At 60.4% G+C, this 16747-nt stretch carries 29 protein-coding genes; 5 read left to right on the top strand and 24 right to left on the bottom strand.

All coding sequences use genetic code 11. The annotated features are described in order from the left end of the window. The first annotated feature begins 8 nt into the window (after nucleotides 1-8). Genes G3O06_RS05160 through G3O06_RS05175 form a run of 4 tightly spaced genes read left to right on the top strand, consistent with a single transcriptional unit; the run spans nucleotide 9 to nucleotide 2850 of the window. Complete coding sequence (locus G3O06_RS05160; RefSeq protein ID WP_226194389.1) at nucleotides 9-395, top strand: transposase; 387 nt, start codon at nucleotides 9-11, stop codon at nucleotides 393-395. After that, nucleotides 392-739 carry an IS66 family insertion sequence element accessory protein TnpB gene (tnpB, locus tag G3O06_RS05165; protein ID WP_038785480.1) on the top strand — a complete coding sequence of 116 codons (348 nt, stop codon included), beginning with the start codon at nucleotides 392-394 and terminating at the stop codon, nucleotides 737-739. The genes G3O06_RS05160 and tnpB overlap by 4 nt, the downstream gene beginning before the upstream one ends. Before the next feature lie 51 nt (nucleotides 740-790). Then, the gene (locus G3O06_RS05170) at nucleotides 791-2362 is read left to right on the top strand and encodes an IS66 family transposase (protein WP_205815265.1); all 1572 of its coding nucleotides are present in this window, start codon (nucleotides 791-793) and stop codon (nucleotides 2360-2362) included. Continuing rightward, complete coding sequence (locus tag G3O06_RS05175) at nucleotides 2308-2850, top strand: hypothetical protein (protein WP_205815266.1); 543 nt, start codon at nucleotides 2308-2310, stop codon at nucleotides 2848-2850. Before G3O06_RS05170 ends, G3O06_RS05175 begins: the two co-directional genes overlap by 55 nt. A gap of 57 nt (nucleotides 2851-2907) precedes the next feature. On the opposite strand, the gene G3O06_RS05180 is transcribed toward G3O06_RS05175, so the two are convergent. From G3O06_RS05180 to G3O06_RS05220, 9 genes are all read right to left on the bottom strand, one after another. After that, a complete protein-coding gene (locus tag G3O06_RS05180) occupies nucleotides 2908-3258 on the bottom strand; it encodes a hypothetical protein (RefSeq protein WP_235996068.1) in 351 nt (116 codons plus the stop codon). Between the two features lie 187 nt (nucleotides 3259-3445). Continuing rightward, a complete protein-coding gene (locus tag G3O06_RS05185; protein WP_205815268.1) occupies nucleotides 3446-3802 on the bottom strand; it encodes a hypothetical protein in 357 nt (118 codons plus the stop codon). Nucleotides 3803-4224: 422 nt separating this feature from the next. Continuing rightward, nucleotides 4225-4695 (bottom strand): hypothetical protein, encoded by a 471-nt coding sequence (locus G3O06_RS05190; protein ID WP_205815269.1) that lies wholly within the window; start codon nucleotides 4693-4695, stop codon nucleotides 4225-4227. An 84-nt stretch (nucleotides 4696-4779) separates the two neighbouring features. Then, entirely contained in the window at nucleotides 4780-4977 is a 198-nt protein-coding gene (locus G3O06_RS05195) for a hypothetical protein (RefSeq protein WP_205815270.1), read from the bottom strand. A 157-nt stretch (nucleotides 4978-5134) separates the two neighbouring features. Beyond that, complete coding sequence (locus tag G3O06_RS05200; protein WP_205815271.1) at nucleotides 5135-5422, bottom strand: hypothetical protein; 288 nt, start codon at nucleotides 5420-5422, stop codon at nucleotides 5135-5137. 65 nt (nucleotides 5423-5487) lie between these two features. Next, the gene (locus G3O06_RS48880) at nucleotides 5488-6144 is read right to left on the bottom strand and encodes a DUF6283 family protein (RefSeq protein ID WP_241019527.1); all 657 of its coding nucleotides are present in this window, start codon (nucleotides 6142-6144) and stop codon (nucleotides 5488-5490) included. A 12-nt stretch (nucleotides 6145-6156) separates the two neighbouring features. After that, nucleotides 6157-6444 carry a hypothetical protein gene (locus G3O06_RS05210; protein ID WP_205815272.1) on the bottom strand — a complete coding sequence of 96 codons (288 nt, stop codon included), beginning with the start codon at nucleotides 6442-6444 and terminating at the stop codon, nucleotides 6157-6159. Continuing rightward, nucleotides 6441-7034, bottom strand: coding sequence for a hypothetical protein (locus tag G3O06_RS05215; RefSeq protein ID WP_205815273.1), 594 nt, complete (start codon nucleotides 7032-7034; stop codon nucleotides 6441-6443). Before G3O06_RS05215 ends, G3O06_RS05210 begins: the two co-directional genes overlap by 4 nt. A 66-nt stretch (nucleotides 7035-7100) precedes the next feature. Next, complete coding sequence (locus tag G3O06_RS05220; protein WP_176000228.1) at nucleotides 7101-7250, bottom strand: hypothetical protein; 150 nt, start codon at nucleotides 7248-7250, stop codon at nucleotides 7101-7103. A gap of 192 nt (nucleotides 7251-7442) precedes the next feature. Between G3O06_RS05220 and G3O06_RS05225 the strand changes: the two genes are divergently transcribed. Then, nucleotides 7443-7832 (top strand): hypothetical protein, encoded by a 390-nt coding sequence (locus tag G3O06_RS05225; RefSeq protein ID WP_205815274.1) that lies wholly within the window; start codon nucleotides 7443-7445, stop codon nucleotides 7830-7832. 25 nt (nucleotides 7833-7857) lie between these two features. Here the strand turns inward: G3O06_RS05225 and G3O06_RS05230 are convergent, their stop codons facing one another. From G3O06_RS05230 to G3O06_RS05300, 15 genes are all read right to left on the bottom strand, one after another. After that, a complete protein-coding gene (locus tag G3O06_RS05230; RefSeq protein WP_205815275.1) occupies nucleotides 7858-8913 on the bottom strand; it encodes a hypothetical protein in 1056 nt (351 codons plus the stop codon). Nucleotides 8914-9094: 181 nt separating this feature from the next. Further along, nucleotides 9095-9313: a hypothetical protein gene (locus G3O06_RS05235; protein ID WP_205815276.1), complete on the bottom strand. Its 219-nt coding sequence runs from the start codon at nucleotides 9311-9313 to the stop codon at nucleotides 9095-9097. 72 nt (nucleotides 9314-9385) lie between these two features. Then, entirely contained in the window at nucleotides 9386-9862 is a 477-nt protein-coding gene (locus G3O06_RS05240; RefSeq protein WP_205815277.1) for a hypothetical protein, read from the bottom strand. A gap of 246 nt (nucleotides 9863-10108) precedes the next feature. Continuing rightward, nucleotides 10109-10294 (bottom strand): hypothetical protein, encoded by a 186-nt coding sequence (locus G3O06_RS05245; RefSeq protein WP_205815278.1) that lies wholly within the window; start codon nucleotides 10292-10294, stop codon nucleotides 10109-10111. A 119-nt stretch (nucleotides 10295-10413) separates the two neighbouring features. Continuing rightward, nucleotides 10414-11310 carry a TraB/GumN family protein gene (locus G3O06_RS05250; protein WP_205815279.1) on the bottom strand — a complete coding sequence of 299 codons (897 nt, stop codon included), beginning with the start codon at nucleotides 11308-11310 and terminating at the stop codon, nucleotides 10414-10416. A gap of 14 nt (nucleotides 11311-11324) precedes the next feature. After that, nucleotides 11325-11696, bottom strand: a complete 372-nt coding sequence (locus tag G3O06_RS05255; protein ID WP_205815280.1) for a hypothetical protein — start codon at nucleotides 11694-11696, stop codon at nucleotides 11325-11327. A 484-nt stretch (nucleotides 11697-12180) separates the two neighbouring features. After that, nucleotides 12181-12564: a hypothetical protein gene (locus G3O06_RS05260; RefSeq protein ID WP_205815281.1), complete on the bottom strand. Its 384-nt coding sequence runs from the start codon at nucleotides 12562-12564 to the stop codon at nucleotides 12181-12183. A gap of 53 nt (nucleotides 12565-12617) precedes the next feature. Continuing rightward, complete coding sequence (locus G3O06_RS05265; protein WP_205815282.1) at nucleotides 12618-12992, bottom strand: hypothetical protein; 375 nt, start codon at nucleotides 12990-12992, stop codon at nucleotides 12618-12620. A gap of 111 nt (nucleotides 12993-13103) precedes the next feature. Next, complete coding sequence (locus tag G3O06_RS05270) at nucleotides 13104-13547, bottom strand: hypothetical protein (protein WP_205815283.1); 444 nt, start codon at nucleotides 13545-13547, stop codon at nucleotides 13104-13106. Between the two features lies 1 nt (nucleotide 13548). Continuing rightward, on the bottom strand, nucleotides 13549-13755 hold the full coding sequence (locus G3O06_RS05275) for a hypothetical protein (RefSeq protein ID WP_205815284.1): 207 nt from the start codon (nucleotides 13753-13755) through the stop codon (nucleotides 13549-13551). A 394-nt stretch (nucleotides 13756-14149) separates the two neighbouring features. Beyond that, nucleotides 14150-14422 carry a hypothetical protein gene (locus tag G3O06_RS05280; protein WP_205815285.1) on the bottom strand — a complete coding sequence of 91 codons (273 nt, stop codon included), beginning with the start codon at nucleotides 14420-14422 and terminating at the stop codon, nucleotides 14150-14152. Nucleotides 14423-14497: 75 nt separating this feature from the next. After that, nucleotides 14498-15433, bottom strand: a complete 936-nt coding sequence (locus tag G3O06_RS05285) for a hypothetical protein (protein ID WP_205815286.1) — start codon at nucleotides 15431-15433, stop codon at nucleotides 14498-14500. Between the two features lie 65 nt (nucleotides 15434-15498). After that, entirely contained in the window at nucleotides 15499-15762 is a 264-nt protein-coding gene (locus tag G3O06_RS05290; protein WP_205815287.1) for a hypothetical protein, read from the bottom strand. Between the two features lie 41 nt (nucleotides 15763-15803). After that, nucleotides 15804-16058, bottom strand: coding sequence for a hypothetical protein (locus tag G3O06_RS05295; RefSeq protein WP_205815288.1), 255 nt, complete (start codon nucleotides 16056-16058; stop codon nucleotides 15804-15806). 175 nt (nucleotides 16059-16233) lie between these two features. Continuing rightward, a complete protein-coding gene (locus tag G3O06_RS05300; RefSeq protein ID WP_205815289.1) occupies nucleotides 16234-16701 on the bottom strand; it encodes a hypothetical protein in 468 nt (155 codons plus the stop codon). Between the last annotated feature and the right edge of the window lie 46 nt (nucleotides 16702-16747).

The raw sequence follows: 16747 nt of genomic DNA on the forward strand, positions 1-16747 counted from the left end.
TGGACAGAGTGACTCAGACAGTCGAGATCCCGCCGAAACGGCAAACTCGCCGACATCCCACGGAATGGAAGCGGACCATCGTCGCGCTGACATTCGAGCCCGGCGCGTCGGTCGCCCGTGTTGCTCGCGAGAACGGCATCAATGCCAATCAGGTGTGGGCATGGCGCCGCCTCCATGCGCAAGGCCTGCTAACGGACGATGCGATTCCAGACGCAATGCTGCCGGTTGTCGTCAACGAACCGTCTCAGCCGTCGATGGCGCTCGAGGTGCCGACTGCGACCGACAACATACCGTCCGGCTCGATCCAGATTCAGCATGGCAAGACGTCGATTCGAATCGAAGGCGCGCCGGACCCGGACGTGCTGCGTTCTGTTCTCGATCGCATTTTACGATGATCGGTCTGCCTCAAAACACGCGGATCTGGATCGCGGCGGGCGTCACCGATATGCGATGCGGCTTCAATTCGTTGGCCGCGAAGGTACAGACGGTGCTGGAGAAAGATCCGTTCTCTGGACACGTGTTCGTGTTCCGGGGCAAGCGAGGTGACCTGCTGAAGTGTTTGTATTGGAGCGATGGCGGCCTATGTTTATTGGCCAAGCGGCTCGAGAAGGGGCGTTTTGCGTGGCCGCGTGCTGACGCCGGCGTGGTCGCGCTAACAACCGCCCAACTGTCGCTCTTGCTCGAGGGTTTCGATTGGCGGCAGCCGGTCGAAGCCGCGCGCCCACGCAGCGCGCTGTAAACCATTGTTAACTGGTGCTCGCGTGATCATGGGCAGTCGTAAACTGTCCTCATGGAATCGACCTCGACCGCGCTGCCCGACGACATCGACGCTTTGAAAGCGTTGCTGCGTGAGCGCGACGCCCAGGTCGCCGAGCTGCGGCAGCAACTCTCGTCGCGCTCACTTGAGATCGAGCACCTAAAGCTCACGATCGCGAAACTGCGCCGCATGCAGTTCGGCCGTAAATCGGAGAAGCTGGATCGCCAGATCGAGCAGCTCGAATTGCGGCTGGAGGACCTACAGGCCGACGAAGGCGCCGCCGAAGTGACGGCCGCTCACGAAACGAAGCAACCGCGCCGCGAAGGTGCGAGCCGCAAGCCGTTGCCCGATCACCTTGAGCGCGAAGAGCGTGTCCATCTGCCTGCCGGTGACGACTGCCCCGATTGCGGTGGACGTCTCAAGTCGTTGGGCGAAGACGTCGCGGAGCAACTCGAATACGTACGGGCGCACTTCCGCGTGATCCGTCACCGCCGTCCGAAGCTGGCCTGCGCGTGCTGCGATCGCATCGTGCAGGCGGCGGCACCGAGCAGACCGATCGACCGCGGCATCCCGGGCCCGGCGCTGCTCGCCCACATCGCCGTGTCGAAGTTCGCTTACCACATCCCATTGCACCGCCAGGCAGTCATGTATGCGCGCGACGGCGTCGACATCGACCCCGGCACCATGGGCTACTGGATGGGCAGCATCGCGAGTCTGCTTGCACCGCTGGTCGACGCCGTACGCCGCTACGCGCTGGCCGGTGGCAAGGTTCACGGGGACGATACACCGCTGCCCGTGCTGGCGCCAGGCAACGGTCGCACGAAGACGGGACGTCTGTGGGTCTACGTGCGTGACGACCGGCCGAGTGCTTCCGAAGAGCCGGCAGCAGTCTGGTTCGCCTATACGCCCGATCGACGTGGTGAGCATCCTCAACAGCATCTCGCACACTTCGCGGGCGTACTGCAGGCCGACGCGTTCGCTGGCTATGCCGAGCTGTATCTCGACGGCCGCGTCCAGGAAGCCGCGTGTATGGCTCACGCGCGCCGGAAGATCCATGACCTGCATGCGGTGCGCCCCAACGCCGTGACGGAGGAGGCGCTGTGCCGGATCGGTGCGCTCTACAAGATCGAAGAGCTGATCCGCGGCAAGCCGCCCGACGAACGACGCGGTGTGCGCCAAGCGCGGGCGGTGCCGCTGCTCGATGACATGAAGCGCTGGTTCGAAGCGACGCTTGCCACGCTCTCTGCAAAATCTGACACGACCAAGGCGATACGGTACGCGCTGAATCGCTGGCCGGCGCTCGTCTACTACTGCAGCGATGGGCGTGCGGAGATCGACAACCTGATCGCCGAGCGAGCGCTGCGCGGCGTCGCCCTCGGCAGACGGAATTACTTGTTCGTCGGTGCCGACTCCGGCGGCGAACGTGCCGCCGCGATGTACAGCCTGATCGGCACGGCACGTCTGAACGGCCTCGATCCCGAGGCGTACCTCGCCTACGTGCTTGACCGCGTCGCCGACCACCCGGCCAACCGTATCGACGAGCTGCTGCCGTGGAACGTGGCGCTGTCGCTGCCGTCTACTGCTCGTGTCGAGCCCATCCGATAGCTTCGCGAATCTCCGTCGTCAACAACCCGCACTACGGTGCTGCTCGGGCGCTTACGGAGGAAACGGACTGCCTCCAATACGAGGTCATCGCGAGCGCGGCGGCAGGGTCCGTTGTCGAGCGTGGCAAGTCGCCCGACGGTAATCCGCTCGCCCACTCCACACGCCAGTCGTTCGCGGCATGGGCGAAGGCCGAAGTGCCGGCCGACCAGGTCGAGCAGAAAATCGCTGAGTTCGGCGCCAAGCGCGTCAAGCTCACGCCCCCTCAGGCCAAGCTTATGCGCACCTTCGACCCGGCTGACGAGCTCAAGACGGGCACGAACTGGTGCTGTGAGCCGGACGAGCTACGCCCGGCTCGCGCGTGCCAGGACAAGGGCCTGCTCACGATCGACGGCGAGCCGGGCCGCGGCGAGCATTTCGAGATCAAGCTGACGCTCCTCGGCATCGAGGTCGTGCGGCTCATGACGACTGGCGTAACGGAGCCGGCGTAACCGTACTTCAACCGGCCTAAGGTCTGTCGGGACACAGTCCGCGTCCCGACCACACTGTTACCTGCCGGCGTTGGGGCGAGCATCAGTGCGCGCGACCACTCTCAGCAGCTCGGCCCGAATGAATTTCGGGAGCGTTTCTCCATTCCCCATCCTGATGAAGGCTGCCCGATGCTCTCGCGATCTCGAGCACAGCGCTTCCAGCTTTGCAAATGCCTCACACGACGTCCGATAGCTTTCGGTCTGGCGCACGAACTGACTCCACCAAAATTCAAACGTGGACACTCTGCGCCGCAGTAGAGCGGCCGCGATCAGATGGTCTCTGACCTCGCGCTCTTCTGGCGGAATGCTGCCCACTGCAAAGTGATCGAAGGGTTCGGTCACATACCTCTCATCAAGAGGAGTGTCCATGTGCCGAGTCCGCTGACCGTCTTGCATAAAGGTCAGACTCGGATCGAACGGTTCCTGAGCGTATTCCCGCGATGGTCGCGGAATAGATCCGACCGGAGGAGCGTCTGCGCCCTGTCTGTTGCCGAGGTTATGCATGGTGATGTCTTGGTTTGCCGCAACGCTTGAAGGCTCCGTGCGCAGCTTCTCTTCAGCCTTGTTCGCCCGCCGGTCGCTGGCCAGCGCGAGTCTCGTCTTCGAGTGCGCCCTTGTTTTCCGGAGACACATCTAACGGTGCTTCGCCGTTGCGCCGCATGTCGATCTCACGCCAAACTTTCGCGCTCAGCCCGAATTCCTCCCGATAGGAAGTGATACCCCGGTTGAATACCTGCTCGAAGCGCCTGAAATCCTCCTCCGTCTCGCCAAGCACGAGCGCCATGACGGGCTTTGCTTCCGTGTCACCGAAACCCACGCGGGGTAGAGCGTGCATTGCATAAAACGTCTGGCCCGCTGGGAGGGCGTTGCAAAATGCCTCTACCGCTTTCTTCAGTTGCGCTTCGGTCAACATGCCCTTTCCTTCCTTTTGTCTGTGGAGTGGCTAGGTTTCGACCTGGGCCACTTCGAGGTCTTTAAGCTCTTCAACGCTGACCCCGGCCGCCGAGGCCGCTCGTGCGACTGCAGCTCGATGATCCGCTTGTTTCTCCGCTGCGGCTGCATCCACTGCGCGCAGCGGATGCAGTACCTCGCGCGGGCTGGACTGGACGTACGGACACACGACCACGCCCCTCCTACCGGATCGATTTGCCTTTAACGCCATCGTCCCACGCCTGCAGCGCAGCCGACTTTGTTCGCATCGGGGTTGCCCGGACTCCCCCCGGAAAGTGCGACTTCGTGCAGTACGCGGTCCAATACGTTGGCCCCTTCGTCACAACCGGCTGCGCTCCACATCGCGGACAGGGCTCGTTCATCGAATCCATCGTCGTTCTTCCGTCAGTGTGCCGGAACGACGTAGTCCCCGTTGGGGCGCTTGACGACCGTCGCTGGCATTCCGTCGTGCTCGCGGTGTTCGACGGTCCACGTTTCCACCACTCGCTCACCACCAGTCAGAAACTGGACCCGCACGGTGTTCGTGCCTGGTTTGACGACGACGCATCCGGTGAACGGGCGAAGGCTATCATCCGGACGGCCTCCGATCCAATAGTCCTTCCACGGACGAGGATCATCAGGGCAAGGAGCGAAACCGAAAATCGCAGTCTCGTGACCGTCAATCTGCACCTTGTATCCCGGCTGAATGATGATGTCAGGGTTACCCATGCCGGATCGGACCATGACGTCACGAGCCAGATCCCGCGCGTACGGAAACGCGATGGCCAATACAACGATAAGGCCGGTGATGCCTACTGCCGCGTAACGTGCTCGACGCTCGAGCTTACCTAGCGCTGAAGTGAATACATTTACCATGTCGATCCCACCTTCCCCATTCCTTACCGAATTGGCTGCGACCGCCCTTTTGACCAGGTGGCCGGAGCGCGGTTGTCGCTTGTATTATTTGCCCCGTGCCGCAGCATAAATTGCAGGCATGTCGACCTCGCCGTCGACGATCGCTTGCAGCACGTCGTCGGAGAAAGCCTTGACGATGCCGAGCTTTCGCGCCTTGAGCTCGACCGCTGCAGCTGCGCGCCACTGCTCGACGTCGGTCAGTTCCGGCTCCAGGTCGGGATGAGTCGACACGTAGCCCGCCATCACGTTCTTTGCTTCGCTCCGGATATTTCTCGGCATCTCTCAACTCCTGTCGGGGACTATCGGCACACGATCAAATTTTGCCAGCCCGTTCCCACGAATCTAGACAACGCAGGCGTGCCGAACCGATCGTTTTTCCGGTCTGGATTCGCGCCGCCAACTATCGAGTAAAGGTCACTGCGATCGCTGGCACCATGACCAACAGCCCCAATCCGATCAGGAACAGCACCTTTGCCCGCCATCCCTTGGCCAGGTCGATTCCGATTCGGTTGCTCAAAGCACCCCATACCGTTCCCGCAAAGAACATCAGCCCGCCCTTGGTCGTCTCGTGAACGCCCAGGGCCATCACCGCCAGTTCGTACACCGCAAAGACCGCAGCGCCCATCGCGGCGGCGAATGTCATATCGTTGAATGTCGGGCGGCGAAGCGTTACTCCCAGTATCTGCATGACTGACTCTTTCGGGTTGGCCGGAATTCGGCAACTACAGGTTAACGGATTCGAACGGAGCAGCCTTAAACGCGAATTGCTGCCCGCACCGCGTCGCCGGCGGCCTTCTCGTAATGCCGAGCGTTCTCAGGGCTGTCGTCGCATGCGCGGCTAATCACGCTGGCAATATGGGTCACCGCGCTCCGGCCCGGTTCACCTTCCTCGGCGGCCTTCAGTTCGATCAGCACAGCGTCCGCGACGTTGAGGTAGTCCTGCCATCGGTATTCATTTCCCGCGGCGTCGCCCTGATGCATCGGCTGCTCGCCACAGGCCGAACATATTGCACCGGCAACCCGCTCCCGAGTTGCCGGGTGGGGCTGCGTAGCGCGGAGTTTCTCCATGACCTGCTGGTAGTTCTCGTGGAGCACCGGCCAGTCCGGACCCGGCTCGAGCGCGCCCGGATCCAGACGACCTTTGAACACGTCAAGACGAACCTGCGGATGCTTGTGGCCGACCGTTGCCAGCCAACCGGCGCACGCGAGCTCTGCGCCGACCCTCGACTGGTGGCAAGCAAAGATCCCAGCACCGATCTCCGGTCCCATCCCGCGATGGTCCGGACAGGTCGCCGCCAGATTCTCCGCTAACTCCATGTCGAATTGCGGGATGTCGGTCGCCGAGCTGTCGAGCCGCCAGGGGCACGAGGCGCACGGCTTGGCCATGTGGTGAAGCGGATTGTCTGCCATTACCTGTCGCCTCTACTGAACCTCGGCGCCGCCCGATGACGCCACCAGCACGGCCTCTCCGTTGATCCCTGGCGCATAGCCCACGCTCCTGAGCGCGTCCAGGGTCGGATAATAGGTGAACTCCCCGAGCACTTCGGCACCGTCGCCTTCCTCATAGGATCCGCACAACATGACCGTGCGTTCCGTCACCTGGCAGGAGAGGCCCGGTCCCGGGTTCGCCACATCACGGACGAAGCCGTCTTCGTCCACGAAACACCCTTTCGGGTAGTTGGAGTTCGACATGGGCGTGCCCCCCATCATGCCTTGATGTCCTGCAGGAATGCGTTGACCCGCGCCGCCATCAGCGGATCCAGTCGGCGCTCGATCGCGTCTTTCAGTTCCTGGCTGACGGCGATCTGGTAACCATGCTTACGGCCGAGCGCGAGGAAAGGTTCGTTTCCCGCGCACCACTTGACGAAACTGTCCAGCGCGTCGACGCCGAGCACCTCCCCTTCGACGAGCTGCGTTTCGCGCTCGAACAGCGTGTCCCCGTCGCCCATTTTCGCGAGAATCACGGTCTTGCCGATTTTCGTCGGGAGCGCGGCAAACCACAGGTCGATCACGGATCCGTCGATCTTGGCTCTCAGCTTCGCGGTCTGCCGGCGGTCATCGAGCTGGTAGGTCGGATGGGACGCCACCCTGGAGTGGGTGTTATACAGGTACAGGAATGCGGTATGGGCATCCATGACGCTGAGTGAGAGGCTCAGACTGTCTCCCGGCTGCTGCTCGCCATAGGTGATGACCGCCGTGTCATTGCCGTCACTGATCTCGCATTTGGCGATGTTCCTGCCCCCCGCAAATTGGCGAAGGATCGCGGCAGGGAGCGTGGGAATTCTCTGGTCTACGTGCATTTTTCTCGTCTGGATTGAGCGTGCGGTGGCGAGACATCGCCAACCGCGTCATTATCGCTTGAGAAGTCAAACTTCCAGAATCGTGAAGTCCGGGTCGACTTCGACGAGATTGCCGAAATCGTCCTGGACCGCGAGATACGGTCCGGTGCCGTGCTCGAACACATAGGTCCACCGGATATCGAGCTTCCACTTTTCGATCGTCGCTTTTCTGTACATTGCCGAATCCTCCATTTGTCTTGGCGGGCAGATCATGGGAACACATTACCGGTCCGGCGCCGGGTTTCAAGCCTCTGCGCGAAAACTCAGTTCGTTCGACATGCCTTGAATGCGCGAGCTCGCCGCGTATCTTCACGTCATGGTTCAGCGGCATACGCTGCGTCGCTGGATACGACACTGGAGAGCCTGAACATGAGCACCGAACACATCGCCCGGATTTTCGACCAGAAAGGCATCCACGCCGCCTACGACGCCTCATGCGCCATGATCCGCCAGCAGACCGAGGAGATGAACGGCCTGTGGTCTTCGCGCTTCTTCGAGCGCCGGATTCTCGATGACGGATCGAAGAAGCTCTGGCCGACTACCGAGGCACACATCAGCCGCAGCCACGATCTTTCCGATTGCGATGATGGTCCGATCCCCGAGTTCCTGTACTGCGACGTCGACGGGGAGTTATACCCGGTGACGTTGGGCAAGCAGGCGCGAATGAACAGCGACCAGGAACACCCGGTTCACTACGCATCGGCCGACATGATCGCGAACGGGAAGGTCGTCGGTCACGTCATCTACACCGACCACTGACCTCGCAGCTGGCGCGCTGACCGACTTATTCGCCGAACAGGTCCGCCTGCCCGCTGCGGGACGTCTCACCCGTGCGAACGGCCTCCTCTGCTTGAGCGACGGGCTCGACTCGGAGGAGCCATTCCCTCCACGGTTCCGGCAGGGAACAGTTGATCGGTGCCCAGGCGAACAGCGGCGCGATCTCACTGTCGCGGTACCCCGCCAGCCCACATCCGATTCTTGTCACGAAGAACCGCTCGGCCGGCTTGCTCTTCGCGTATTCGATGAATTCTGCGACCGCGCCCGCGATCTGCTCGAGCGGAAGGGTCTGTTCGGGATCGTCCAATGGCGGTCGGGGACTTCCTGGCGTCGGCCGGCCATCCTTCGTCGGAATCGCATAGCTCTGGCGGCTCCTGCCCGCCGGTTTTCCGGCGGCTGCGCCAAACTTCTCGCGAGCGACAAGCGCAGCGCCTTTGCCATGCCTCGAGGCAAGATTCGATCCGAACACGAAGATTTCGCCATCCTTCGGCAGGGTTCCGTCGAGATGGAAAATCCGATGTTGCCCCAGCATCCACAGCGCGAAACGATCGTATGCGCCGTCGTTGGCGAGATTGAACACCGGCACGCGATGGCGACTGGCCATGACGATTGCGGTTGCTGTTCCGCCCGTTTCGGGAGATCGAGCTGCCTCTGATTCGCACCCGTCCGGCGTCCAACAGAGGACGAACCGCGCCGGCCTGTCGAGGTTCGGACCCAGAAACTCGCCGACGTTGCGGGAATGCAGCCGACGATCGCCTTCCTTCAGCCGCGACCAGGCCGGATGCACCGTCGCCGCTATTTCGGAGTGCCTGGGTGTTGGGAATTGTGCATGATCCGAGGAATGGCCGTTGAAGCCCGGCCACGGAAGCCAGATCTCCTTCGCGCCGCCGACGGCGTCGCATCCCGCCTCGAAAGCTGCATCGGCCCGATCAGCGGCGCCTGAGCGTAGGATGTAGCCAAGCGCGGAGAGACGCCTGGCGATGGCCGTCATGCGCCTGCAGATCTCAACTGGGGTGTCACTGGAGCCGATGCCGGCATAGTAGAGCGTGTCCGCGTTTTCCATACGGCCAGCATACCTGTCCAGTAGATCCCGACAAGAGCTCGAAAGCCCTCGTTGATGCGGGAATATCGATTGACCGCTAGGTTGTGATGCCACGCCGACGAGCGCGACATGGTCACCCATGCGATGCCGGCCAGCATACCGCTCACCTGATGCCCGCGTGGCGGCGGGCACCAGGCAGAATTTACGCAGTCTCGATGTCGATGCGCAGGTTGTTGAACCATGCTGCGAAGTCAGCGGCGTCGGTGAATACCTTGGTCAGCGCGCCTTCATTGCTGATGCCGACCGTATAGCCCTCGTTGAGCAGTCCAACGATGTGCGTTTCAAAGAGAGCAGGATTCCCTTGTTTGGTAAGGGAGTCGCTGATCGTTTCCTCGGAAATGGTGACTACGGGAGTGCTCATGGTTCTCTTCTTTCGATTTCACGGCGGCCGGCCGTGCGCGGGGCGCCGCTGGCGCCGATTGCTTTTCCGTTCTCAGTCGAGGGCGAGTCGATCAGTCAAATGCAGGTCGCGGCATTTTTCGACGTAGCGAGCAATAACGTCAACGATCCGGCGAAGATTCGTCAGATTTGCACGTGCGGTTTCGAGGTCGGCAAGGTTCCGCTCGACCTCAAGTGGGTTCTGCATATCTTTGTTGATCCCCGCGACGATCAACGGGTACAAATCGTGAACCTTCTCAAAATCTTTGAATGTATCCAGCTGACCGTCTGTCACGTGGCGAAGCAGATAACCGAACTCGTGAACCAACAAGCCGTCTATCGAGAGATCACGGACTGTATCGAGTTCCATCCGATTCTTGACCATCAATTCCGAGAGCTCACGTTCTCGACGCATGGTCGATTGCTTTACCCTTCGCTCTAGTCGCCATTGGCGAGGCACATCGCCGCGTACCACCCAATGAACTATGGCGACTGTCACGATTACTGTGCCCATCACGACAAATTGGTTCATCCAGCATCCATTTGCTTTCGGCTACGGGCCGTGCCGGGCGCTCGTGCGCCAGTTCGCTTTTACGGGTATCCGTTTTTTGCGCTTGACCACTTGCGTCTACGCTGTGCAGCATACAAACGGCTTGACGATGGACCGAGTCCAAAAGATGAGGCCGAGGAAAGTCGCCGCCGCAAGGGAAGACTCCAGCCACCCACGTGACTTCATCCTCTATCGGCACGACATCCAATGACTCACTCCCGATCATTGCTACTTGGGAACGCATTCCCAAACAGGGGGGGAATCCTTTCCACCACGCAGCTTCTCGGCAAGCTTCAGAGCCGTCCCCCCCGCTAATTCGCATGCCGGTTTAGACTCAAATTCTTGCATCGAAATGCCCTGCGCCCCTCCCCCGACATTGCTGGTCATGAACGCGACAATGAGAATGAATTTCATATTTTTTGGTATCCGGCTTACGTGGTTGATTTCAGCTAATTCTGAACGTCGTCGGTCAGCTGCGTCAGTGTTGACATGACGGTGCCGACCCGTTTTACCTACCGACTCGACTTGCAACGTCACGGCAAGGCAGGCACTCGCACCAACTCTACGCCATAGCCGTTTGCGCGCAGACGTGCGACGAGACCTTGCGGGCCAGGCAAGTGAAGGGCGCCGACGACGATTGCAGCATCACCATCATCCAGATAACCGCGCAGGCGGTCCATCCATGCGGCATTGCGTTCGTCGACCATGATGTGCCGATGCGTGGCGGCGTCGGCCGAATTGGCAAAGGAATCGTCTACGAGACGCTGTAGGGCATCGAAGTCGCCGGCATTGAAGGCGCCAGCGACCGGAGCAAGCACCGCGGCCGGATCATGGGACAGCGCCCATCTGAACCCTCGCCGCTCGATGCCCTCGGGCACCGCGAGTCGTTGACGCTGGACGAATGCGTCGTCCTCCAGATACTCAGGCTTCAGGTGGTATTCGAGCAGCGCCGATAGAGTGAGCGCAAAATCCGCTGCCTGAAAGGGATTCAGGCCGCACACCGCATAAGCGACCTGATTGGCATCGCGCACTTCGGGGTGGGTGAGCAGTTCGTCGGCCTGCTCGGGCGTCTTGCCGGAACAGGCCGCTCGTCGATGATACGTATCGAGCTCGGCCGCGCTCAGCCCGGCAGCCCATGCAGCAGGTTCGGCACGTTTTGTCGTTACCGCCTGCGGCACACCGAGTTCTGCCGGTGACGTCTCTCCCACATGCTCGAGGACGAAGTGCCGTTTGCCGGCAAGCACTTCGGGCGACGGACGCAGCAATCCTTTGGCCGGGACGTGCATGACGCCAATCAAGAGACTCTGCCGTCCGTTGGGGGCGGTGACCGCGAATGCAGGCACGCCCTCAGCCGACTGATTAGCCAGCAGGCCGGCGCAAGCTACGTGAGTGCAGCACCCAAGAAACAATGCGAGCAATGTTCGCTTCAATTTTATTCCGACGGTTAATTGTTCAATGCTCGATGGAGGTAGAAGAACACCATTGCGATGCTTCCAGTCAAGAATCCTGAAAGCGTCAAGGGCACCTCTGCTACGAGTCGCCCCGACACAATCCACGCACCCAGCCAAAGGACGCAGGACAAGACTGCCCACCGCGCGGCAAATGACTTGGCACGTGGTTTCAGCCACTCGCGGTTGGCCTCACGGCTTTGGCGGTCGGCGTGACGCGTCCAGACGTTCACCGCACTCCTGTAAGCATCGCCGAGTTCACCCCACATTCCAGCCGCTTTGATGTCCGCCCGCAGGGCCTGCGTCGATTCTCGTGATATTTCGTTCGGAGGCGCCGGTACAAAATACTGGAATATGGCTTTGATCATGTGGGTTTCCCATCTTCCTAGTCAGGCAAGAGATCATCGTTACGGGTGAACACGATCAGCTCATAGGGCGCTCCGGGCCGACATAACAGCGAGAAGAATCCTCCCGTCGCACGCGGATGCGGCACAAATGGGAGACCCGGCTCGCACTCCTAGAAGGTCGGGTCCAACAGCATCCCGTCAACATTGCGTACGATTGAATGCGCAACGAAGCGCACCCACGCGCCGTCAAGTTCGATCGCGAGCCACCCGCGCACTGCATGAGTGCCCGTATGAGTGGCAACCCACGCATCGACGGCATCGTGACAGTTCGGCCGAGGCGTGGCTGCTGGCCGCATATGTTGGATCGGGCGTGCTCGACGTGCGGCGACAAGGCCATCAACAAGTGCGGTGGCCAGAGACTCGTTTCCGATCGGGTGTGTATGAGAGACCCGCGTGCGCATGCCGTCGTTTCCTGGGCTATTCGGATTAACGTGTGGAAGACCGTTTACGAGCAAACGGCTCCGGAGGTGGCAAGTGCGGCCGTTGCATCGCGCAATCCGCGTTCGTAGCCCGCTTCTTCAGCGACTCGCAATTGGTCAGCGTGACGATTTTGCATTCGGTACATCGCGCGATGAAGGTCAGTGTCGTCCTCCATGTAGCGTGCCAGCTGCTCCTCGGTCTTTCGCAGAGCCATTAGCAGCCCGCGCTCGGCACCCAGGCTCACTCGCACCATGCAGCCAGGCTCTGCAGTAGGCACGGCACCAAAATGATCCCGTGCACTGCCAACGGTCGTAAATGTTTCTCCGCAATGGAAGCAAGTCCACCCTTGCGCTGGCACCTGGTAGGTGTCACTGGATTTCACACGAATTTCCGCATTTTCGCCTTGCATGGGTGCTCCTTTCCACACGTTTTTCCCGGATAGCCGTTTCCTGTTTCCCGCGGTCAGTTGCGATGCGACTTATAGGACAAAACTTCGAAGCCGAGCGGATTGGCCTCAAACTTCTTTTCACACTCGCGGTCGTCGCTGACGGGGCAGTCCATGGGCGATTTGAAGCCAAACCTCACGGTTGCGACGCCACCCGCAAAAACGGCACTTGCCAAGCCAGGCGAGACAATATCGACTCGTTCGACTTTGGCGTGCTCGCGCTTCACTACTTCTTCCTTCACCAGCCTCTTTTCAATCGGCACAGCGGCTTGCTGGTTTTGAGCAAGTGCCACGTCGTATGCAGTCCGGTCGACTACGCCCCCGACATCCGCGGCGAAAGCCGGGCTCGTGAGCAGAGCGGCACCGAAGGAGGCGATCGCGAATTTCCTCATCTTGGCCTTCCAAGTTCCGGCTACCGGCCGATCGTGCGGGGCGCTCGAACGCCGATTTGCTTTGGCCGTGCTTGCGGCAGGCCCATCCATTTAGCCGCACGCAAGGGCTTTTCAACCCCAACTGACTTTGTATCCGACCGCCTGCGCCTGCTGAAAGAGGTCCACAAAACGCAGCGCAACGCGCTGGACGTAGTCGTCTGTCCTCCCGAAGGACACGATGCGTGGCCCCCGACCGATGGAGACGTCTCCCCCAGATCGGTCAACGACTCGCACCGCCCCTTTAGTGTCGAGCGCCTCGGACGTCGCGGGTTCGCGCAGAGATTGAACGTTTGCTACCTTCAGTGCGCGGCGCACCAGTTCCCCAAGCTCGCTTGCTGACCACGAGCCGCATTGATCGGGCGCGACACCAAGAGCCTCGAGCATTGCGAACGCATTGCTATCCACCAGTTTGATCTCCGGCAGCACGGACACCTCCTCGGTGTACTCTTCGTATCCTTCCGGCTGGTGTATAACAGTTCGAGTCGGCGCATCGGGCGCCCAAAATGTGATGCTCACGTCAACTTTTCCTGACTTCGTTCGGGCTCGCCTTGTCGGACGAGGAGGTTCGACGAACGAACGCATCCAGCCAGCCCGGCCACTTGCGCAGATCCACAGAGCCGTTGGGTTCTGTCGGTTGCTGCTTCGCCCACGCATCGCGCATTTGGTCCTGCGCGAAGGCGGTTGCAGCCGTTCCGATCAGCAAAGCCACGAGGATCTGTTTCATGCCGTGTGAACTTCTGGTCATATTTGGCTCCCTTCAAACGCCCCGCTTGGAGAGAGCATCCCGGCTTACGCTCCCTGCCAGTTGCATACTGCCGACCAGCTCTGCTGCGCTTGCCCTCTCCAAACGAGGCGGATTACTCCCGGAAGACGCTGATACCGCTTTCTGTCGTCTTCCCAGAACCCTTAGTCGCCTTGACTCGACGGAACAACGGTCTCCAGAGTCCGGCCCCGGGAAATTTTGGAGATTTCCTCTTGCGTCAGAACCAGATCCCGATACGCCTCCTTTTGGTCTGTGTCGATGGATTGTGGGATGAAGATCTTCGATTCAATCATTGCCTTGACTCCTGTTGGATGTTCGATTATCAGCTACAGAATCGGGGTTGTCGCTATTCTGATTACTGCCCGCGTTTGCAATCGAGCGCCTGGACTCGCCACCCGTCCGGATTTGCCGTCACGTCCCGCCGAAGCTCGATCTTGCACTTCTGGTCTGCGACTAGCGCATAGACAGTCGCACTGTCCCCGTGTACGTCGGGAGCGCTCATCACGATGAACCTGCCGACAAGGAACTTCTCGGCGACGCGTTCCGCACTGCCTCCTCCGTCTTTGTCTGCCGCCATCGCCCCGGCCCACACACTCGCCAGCGCGAGCAACGCAAGCAGCTTCTTCATTTGATCACCCTCGTAGTTGGTACCTAGTGTCGCGACACCTGTTTTTGTTCGTTCAGCTTTGCCGAATGATGACAATCACCCAATGCCCATTTCGGGCAGCGACGGCTGGCGATGGTGAATGATTCGAAAGTCATAGTAGGCGTCACCCGCGTCGGCCCGTATGCGCGGGACGACGCGTTGCGAGCGAAACGTCACACCGCCCATCTCGATGGCGAGCATGGCGGAGGTTCCCGGCACGGCCTGTCCATCGAATGTGTTTACGAGCCCAGTAGCAGATTCCGGATCGAAATTGACGTAGTGCCCTGCGACGGCGAGCCGAGACTTGAGGTGCCCGGCATTTCTTTCGACCTGGATGTCGCTTGCTATCCGTGTCGCGTTTTCGAACAGCCGATCTCGTCCTCCAAGATCAGCCCCCAAGGCTTCCGGCCACGGGATCGTTACGACAATGGCGCGAGGGCGAGGATCGCCGAAATCGTCCTTTCCCGCGAGCAGTGCCAGAACGGAACCGATGCGATTCCAATGGTCGTAGTCCTCCCACTGCTTGACCGACGTCGCCAAGGCCTGACCACCTTGCGAAAGCAGAAGGTTGATTGGCAAAAATTCCGGCGACTGGCCAATCTCATGTCCCGTCATCGCTACAACACACCGCGCGGCCAAACACCATTGCAGCAACACTTCGCCGTGCTCCTCCAGGCTCCCCTTGCCGGCCCGGAGCAGAATGACCCGCTCGGAGTAGAGTTCCCACCCCGCGAACTCAGATGGCTTCACGGAGCCGCCAGCGTCAGGCATACCTGCAGCATCCGGGAACAAAGTCTCGAGCACGGTACAAACCGCCGCGGACGTATTGAATGCAAAACCGCTGAAATCCTCGATATGCCGTAGTTCGGCCCTTTCTCCATTGACGAACAAGCCTTGCTTTGAGAGGACGGCGTTGGGCCCGACGCGAAGAATGCCCGCTTCCGCGTTTTCGAACAGGCGGTTGACAGGGGGAGTCGGGTCGTTATTTTCCATTCTGGATATTTCCGTGTATTCGGCTTACGTGGTTGCTTTGGGCTGAGCCTCGCCAGTGTAGATGCTCACTCGCGCGAAACATTGTTTGCCGACGTCGTCAACGGGAAGACACCCATCACGTAAAGCAGCCCGGCCACGCCAGCAATGATTGAGACGAGTGCCGGGAAACCCATCACGCCTGGCGCCATCCACGCCGCTAACATTGGCGCGTCTTTGAGACTACCGGGCGGTAGCGGTTTCGCGAACCATCCCAGCATCCATGCCCAGATCCCTGCGCAAAATGCCAGCAGTAGCAGTCCCTTCAGCTGGTTCCACATATTTTTCACCATGCCGTTCTCAGATCAATCGCAAAATCGTGTCTTGGGCCGGCTCAACGCGGATGCACTTCGACAGGAGTCAAGACGTAGCGCTTGTCGGTACCATCCAACTGACGCACGTTGATCCCGCTCGTCATTATGCGTGTCAAGGCCGTGGCCGAATTACGGGCGGCTTCCAGTTTCCCGTCGAAGCTGCCACGGTCATACCCTTTGTAAAAGGCAACACTTGCGCTGCTCGCCGCCGACGTGGCGGCCACGATCGCTAAGCCGGCGATCAGGCTTGCCGGATGAAGTGCAATTTTCTCCACGTTTATCCCTGTATCTTTCCCACCGCTCGCCGCTTTGCTTGGAATTCCAGGTCGAATTTCGTGGGCGCAGCCTGCGTAGTTGCAAAGGCATCGGTTTGGGTGATCGTTTTGCCCTAGGTGTTAACGGCCGCGACTGCCCTATTCTTAACCCACTATACCCAGAGGAAGCCCTTATTCAAGCTGCCGCGATCTGTCGCAGCTTGGCCCGCGCGTACTCGGCCCAAGCCTGCACCAGCACGACCAAAATAATGGCCTGATCCGGTGTATCGCAGTTGTGGGGAGTGTATTCCACCTCAGGACCGATCCAGTCGAGCCGATCGGGTCTGTGCAGCCGGCCGAATGTCTCAGGATCGGCGCCCAGACTCCCGCCAAACAGGGAATCCGAAATGAAGGCTCTCGGGCATGCCGTTCCCTCGACGAACAGAATCTGGGCCTGCTGTCCGGCTTCATACACGGAACCGCCCACCCTCGCGATTCGCTGGTGGACGTCCGACATCAGGCGCTCGATCTCGATGGACGGGACCCGAATCTGGATCAGATCGACCAACGCCTGGGTCAAGACGGAAAAGCAGAATCCGGCTGTCTTGTTGCCCGGCACGAGATCCAGCCCGTCGATGCGATAGAAGAAGCGGTATTTGTCCATTGAACGGCCTCGCGATAACTCAGTTTGGGTAGTTGGCGCCCGCGCC

The sequence above is a fragment of the Burkholderia sp. Ac-20345 genome, from assembly GCF_017104825.1.
Classification (GTDB): domain Bacteria; phylum Pseudomonadota; class Gammaproteobacteria; order Burkholderiales; family Burkholderiaceae; genus Burkholderia; species Burkholderia lata_B.

Bases quoted from the DNA above. Each gene is read 5' to 3' on its own strand.
- G3O06_RS05220 (WP_176000228.1), bottom strand. From the start codon at position 7,250: ATGTACAGAAAAGCGACGATCGAAAAGTGGAAGCTCGATATCCGGTGG.
- G3O06_RS05190 (WP_205815269.1), bottom strand. From the start codon at position 4,695: ATGGTAAATGTATTCACTTCAGCGCTAGGTAAGCTCGAGCGTCGAGCA.
- G3O06_RS05185 (WP_205815268.1), bottom strand. From the start codon at position 3,802: ATGTTGACCGAAGCGCAACTGAAGAAAGCGGTAGAGGCATTTTGCAAC.
- G3O06_RS05170 (WP_205815265.1), top strand. From the start codon at position 791: ATGGAATCGACCTCGACCGCGCTGCCCGACGACATCGACGCTTTGAAA.
- G3O06_RS05285 (WP_205815286.1), bottom strand. From the start codon at position 15,433: ATGGAAAATAACGACCCGACTCCCCCTGTCAACCGCCTGTTCGAAAAC.
- G3O06_RS05255 (WP_205815280.1), bottom strand. From the start codon at position 11,696: ATGATCAAAGCCATATTCCAGTATTTTGTACCGGCGCCTCCGAACGAA.
- G3O06_RS05280 (WP_205815285.1), bottom strand. From the start codon at position 14,422: ATGAAGAAGCTGCTTGCGTTGCTCGCGCTGGCGAGTGTGTGGGCCGGG.
- G3O06_RS05240 (WP_205815277.1), bottom strand. From the start codon at position 9,862: ATGAACCAATTTGTCGTGATGGGCACAGTAATCGTGACAGTCGCCATA.
- G3O06_RS48880 (WP_241019527.1), bottom strand. From the start codon at position 6,144: ATGGCAGACAATCCGCTTCACCACATGGCCAAGCCGTGCGCCTCGTGC.
- tnpB (WP_038785480.1), top strand. From the start codon at position 392: ATGATCGGTCTGCCTCAAAACACGCGGATCTGGATCGCGGCGGGCGTC.
- G3O06_RS05275 (WP_205815284.1), bottom strand. From the start codon at position 13,755: ATGAAACAGATCCTCGTGGCTTTGCTGATCGGAACGGCTGCAACCGCC.
- G3O06_RS05215 (WP_205815273.1), bottom strand. From the start codon at position 7,034: ATGCACGTAGACCAGAGAATTCCCACGCTCCCTGCCGCGATCCTTCGC.
- G3O06_RS05210 (WP_205815272.1), bottom strand. From the start codon at position 6,444: ATGATGGGGGGCACGCCCATGTCGAACTCCAACTACCCGAAAGGGTGT.
- G3O06_RS05200 (WP_205815271.1), bottom strand. From the start codon at position 5,422: ATGCAGATACTGGGAGTAACGCTTCGCCGCCCGACATTCAACGATATG.
- G3O06_RS05290 (WP_205815287.1), bottom strand. From the start codon at position 15,762: ATGGTGAAAAATATGTGGAACCAGCTGAAGGGACTGCTACTGCTGGCA.
- G3O06_RS05265 (WP_205815282.1), bottom strand. From the start codon at position 12,992: ATGAGGAAATTCGCGATCGCCTCCTTCGGTGCCGCTCTGCTCACGAGC.
- G3O06_RS05230 (WP_205815275.1), bottom strand. From the start codon at position 8,913: ATGGAAAACGCGGACACGCTCTACTATGCCGGCATCGGCTCCAGTGAC.
- G3O06_RS05225 (WP_205815274.1), top strand. From the start codon at position 7,443: ATGAGCACCGAACACATCGCCCGGATTTTCGACCAGAAAGGCATCCAC.
- G3O06_RS05245 (WP_205815278.1), bottom strand. From the start codon at position 10,294: ATGAAATTCATTCTCATTGTCGCGTTCATGACCAGCAATGTCGGGGGA.
- G3O06_RS05195 (WP_205815270.1), bottom strand. From the start codon at position 4,977: ATGGCGGGCTACGTGTCGACTCATCCCGACCTGGAGCCGGAACTGACC.
- G3O06_RS05260 (WP_205815281.1), bottom strand. From the start codon at position 12,564: ATGCAAGGCGAAAATGCGGAAATTCGTGTGAAATCCAGTGACACCTAC.
- G3O06_RS05300 (WP_205815289.1), bottom strand. From the start codon at position 16,701: ATGGACAAATACCGCTTCTTCTATCGCATCGACGGGCTGGATCTCGTG.
- G3O06_RS05180 (WP_235996068.1), bottom strand. From the start codon at position 3,258: ATGGACACTCCTCTTGATGAGAGGTATGTGACCGAACCCTTCGATCAC.
- G3O06_RS05235 (WP_205815276.1), bottom strand. From the start codon at position 9,313: ATGAGCACTCCCGTAGTCACCATTTCCGAGGAAACGATCAGCGACTCC.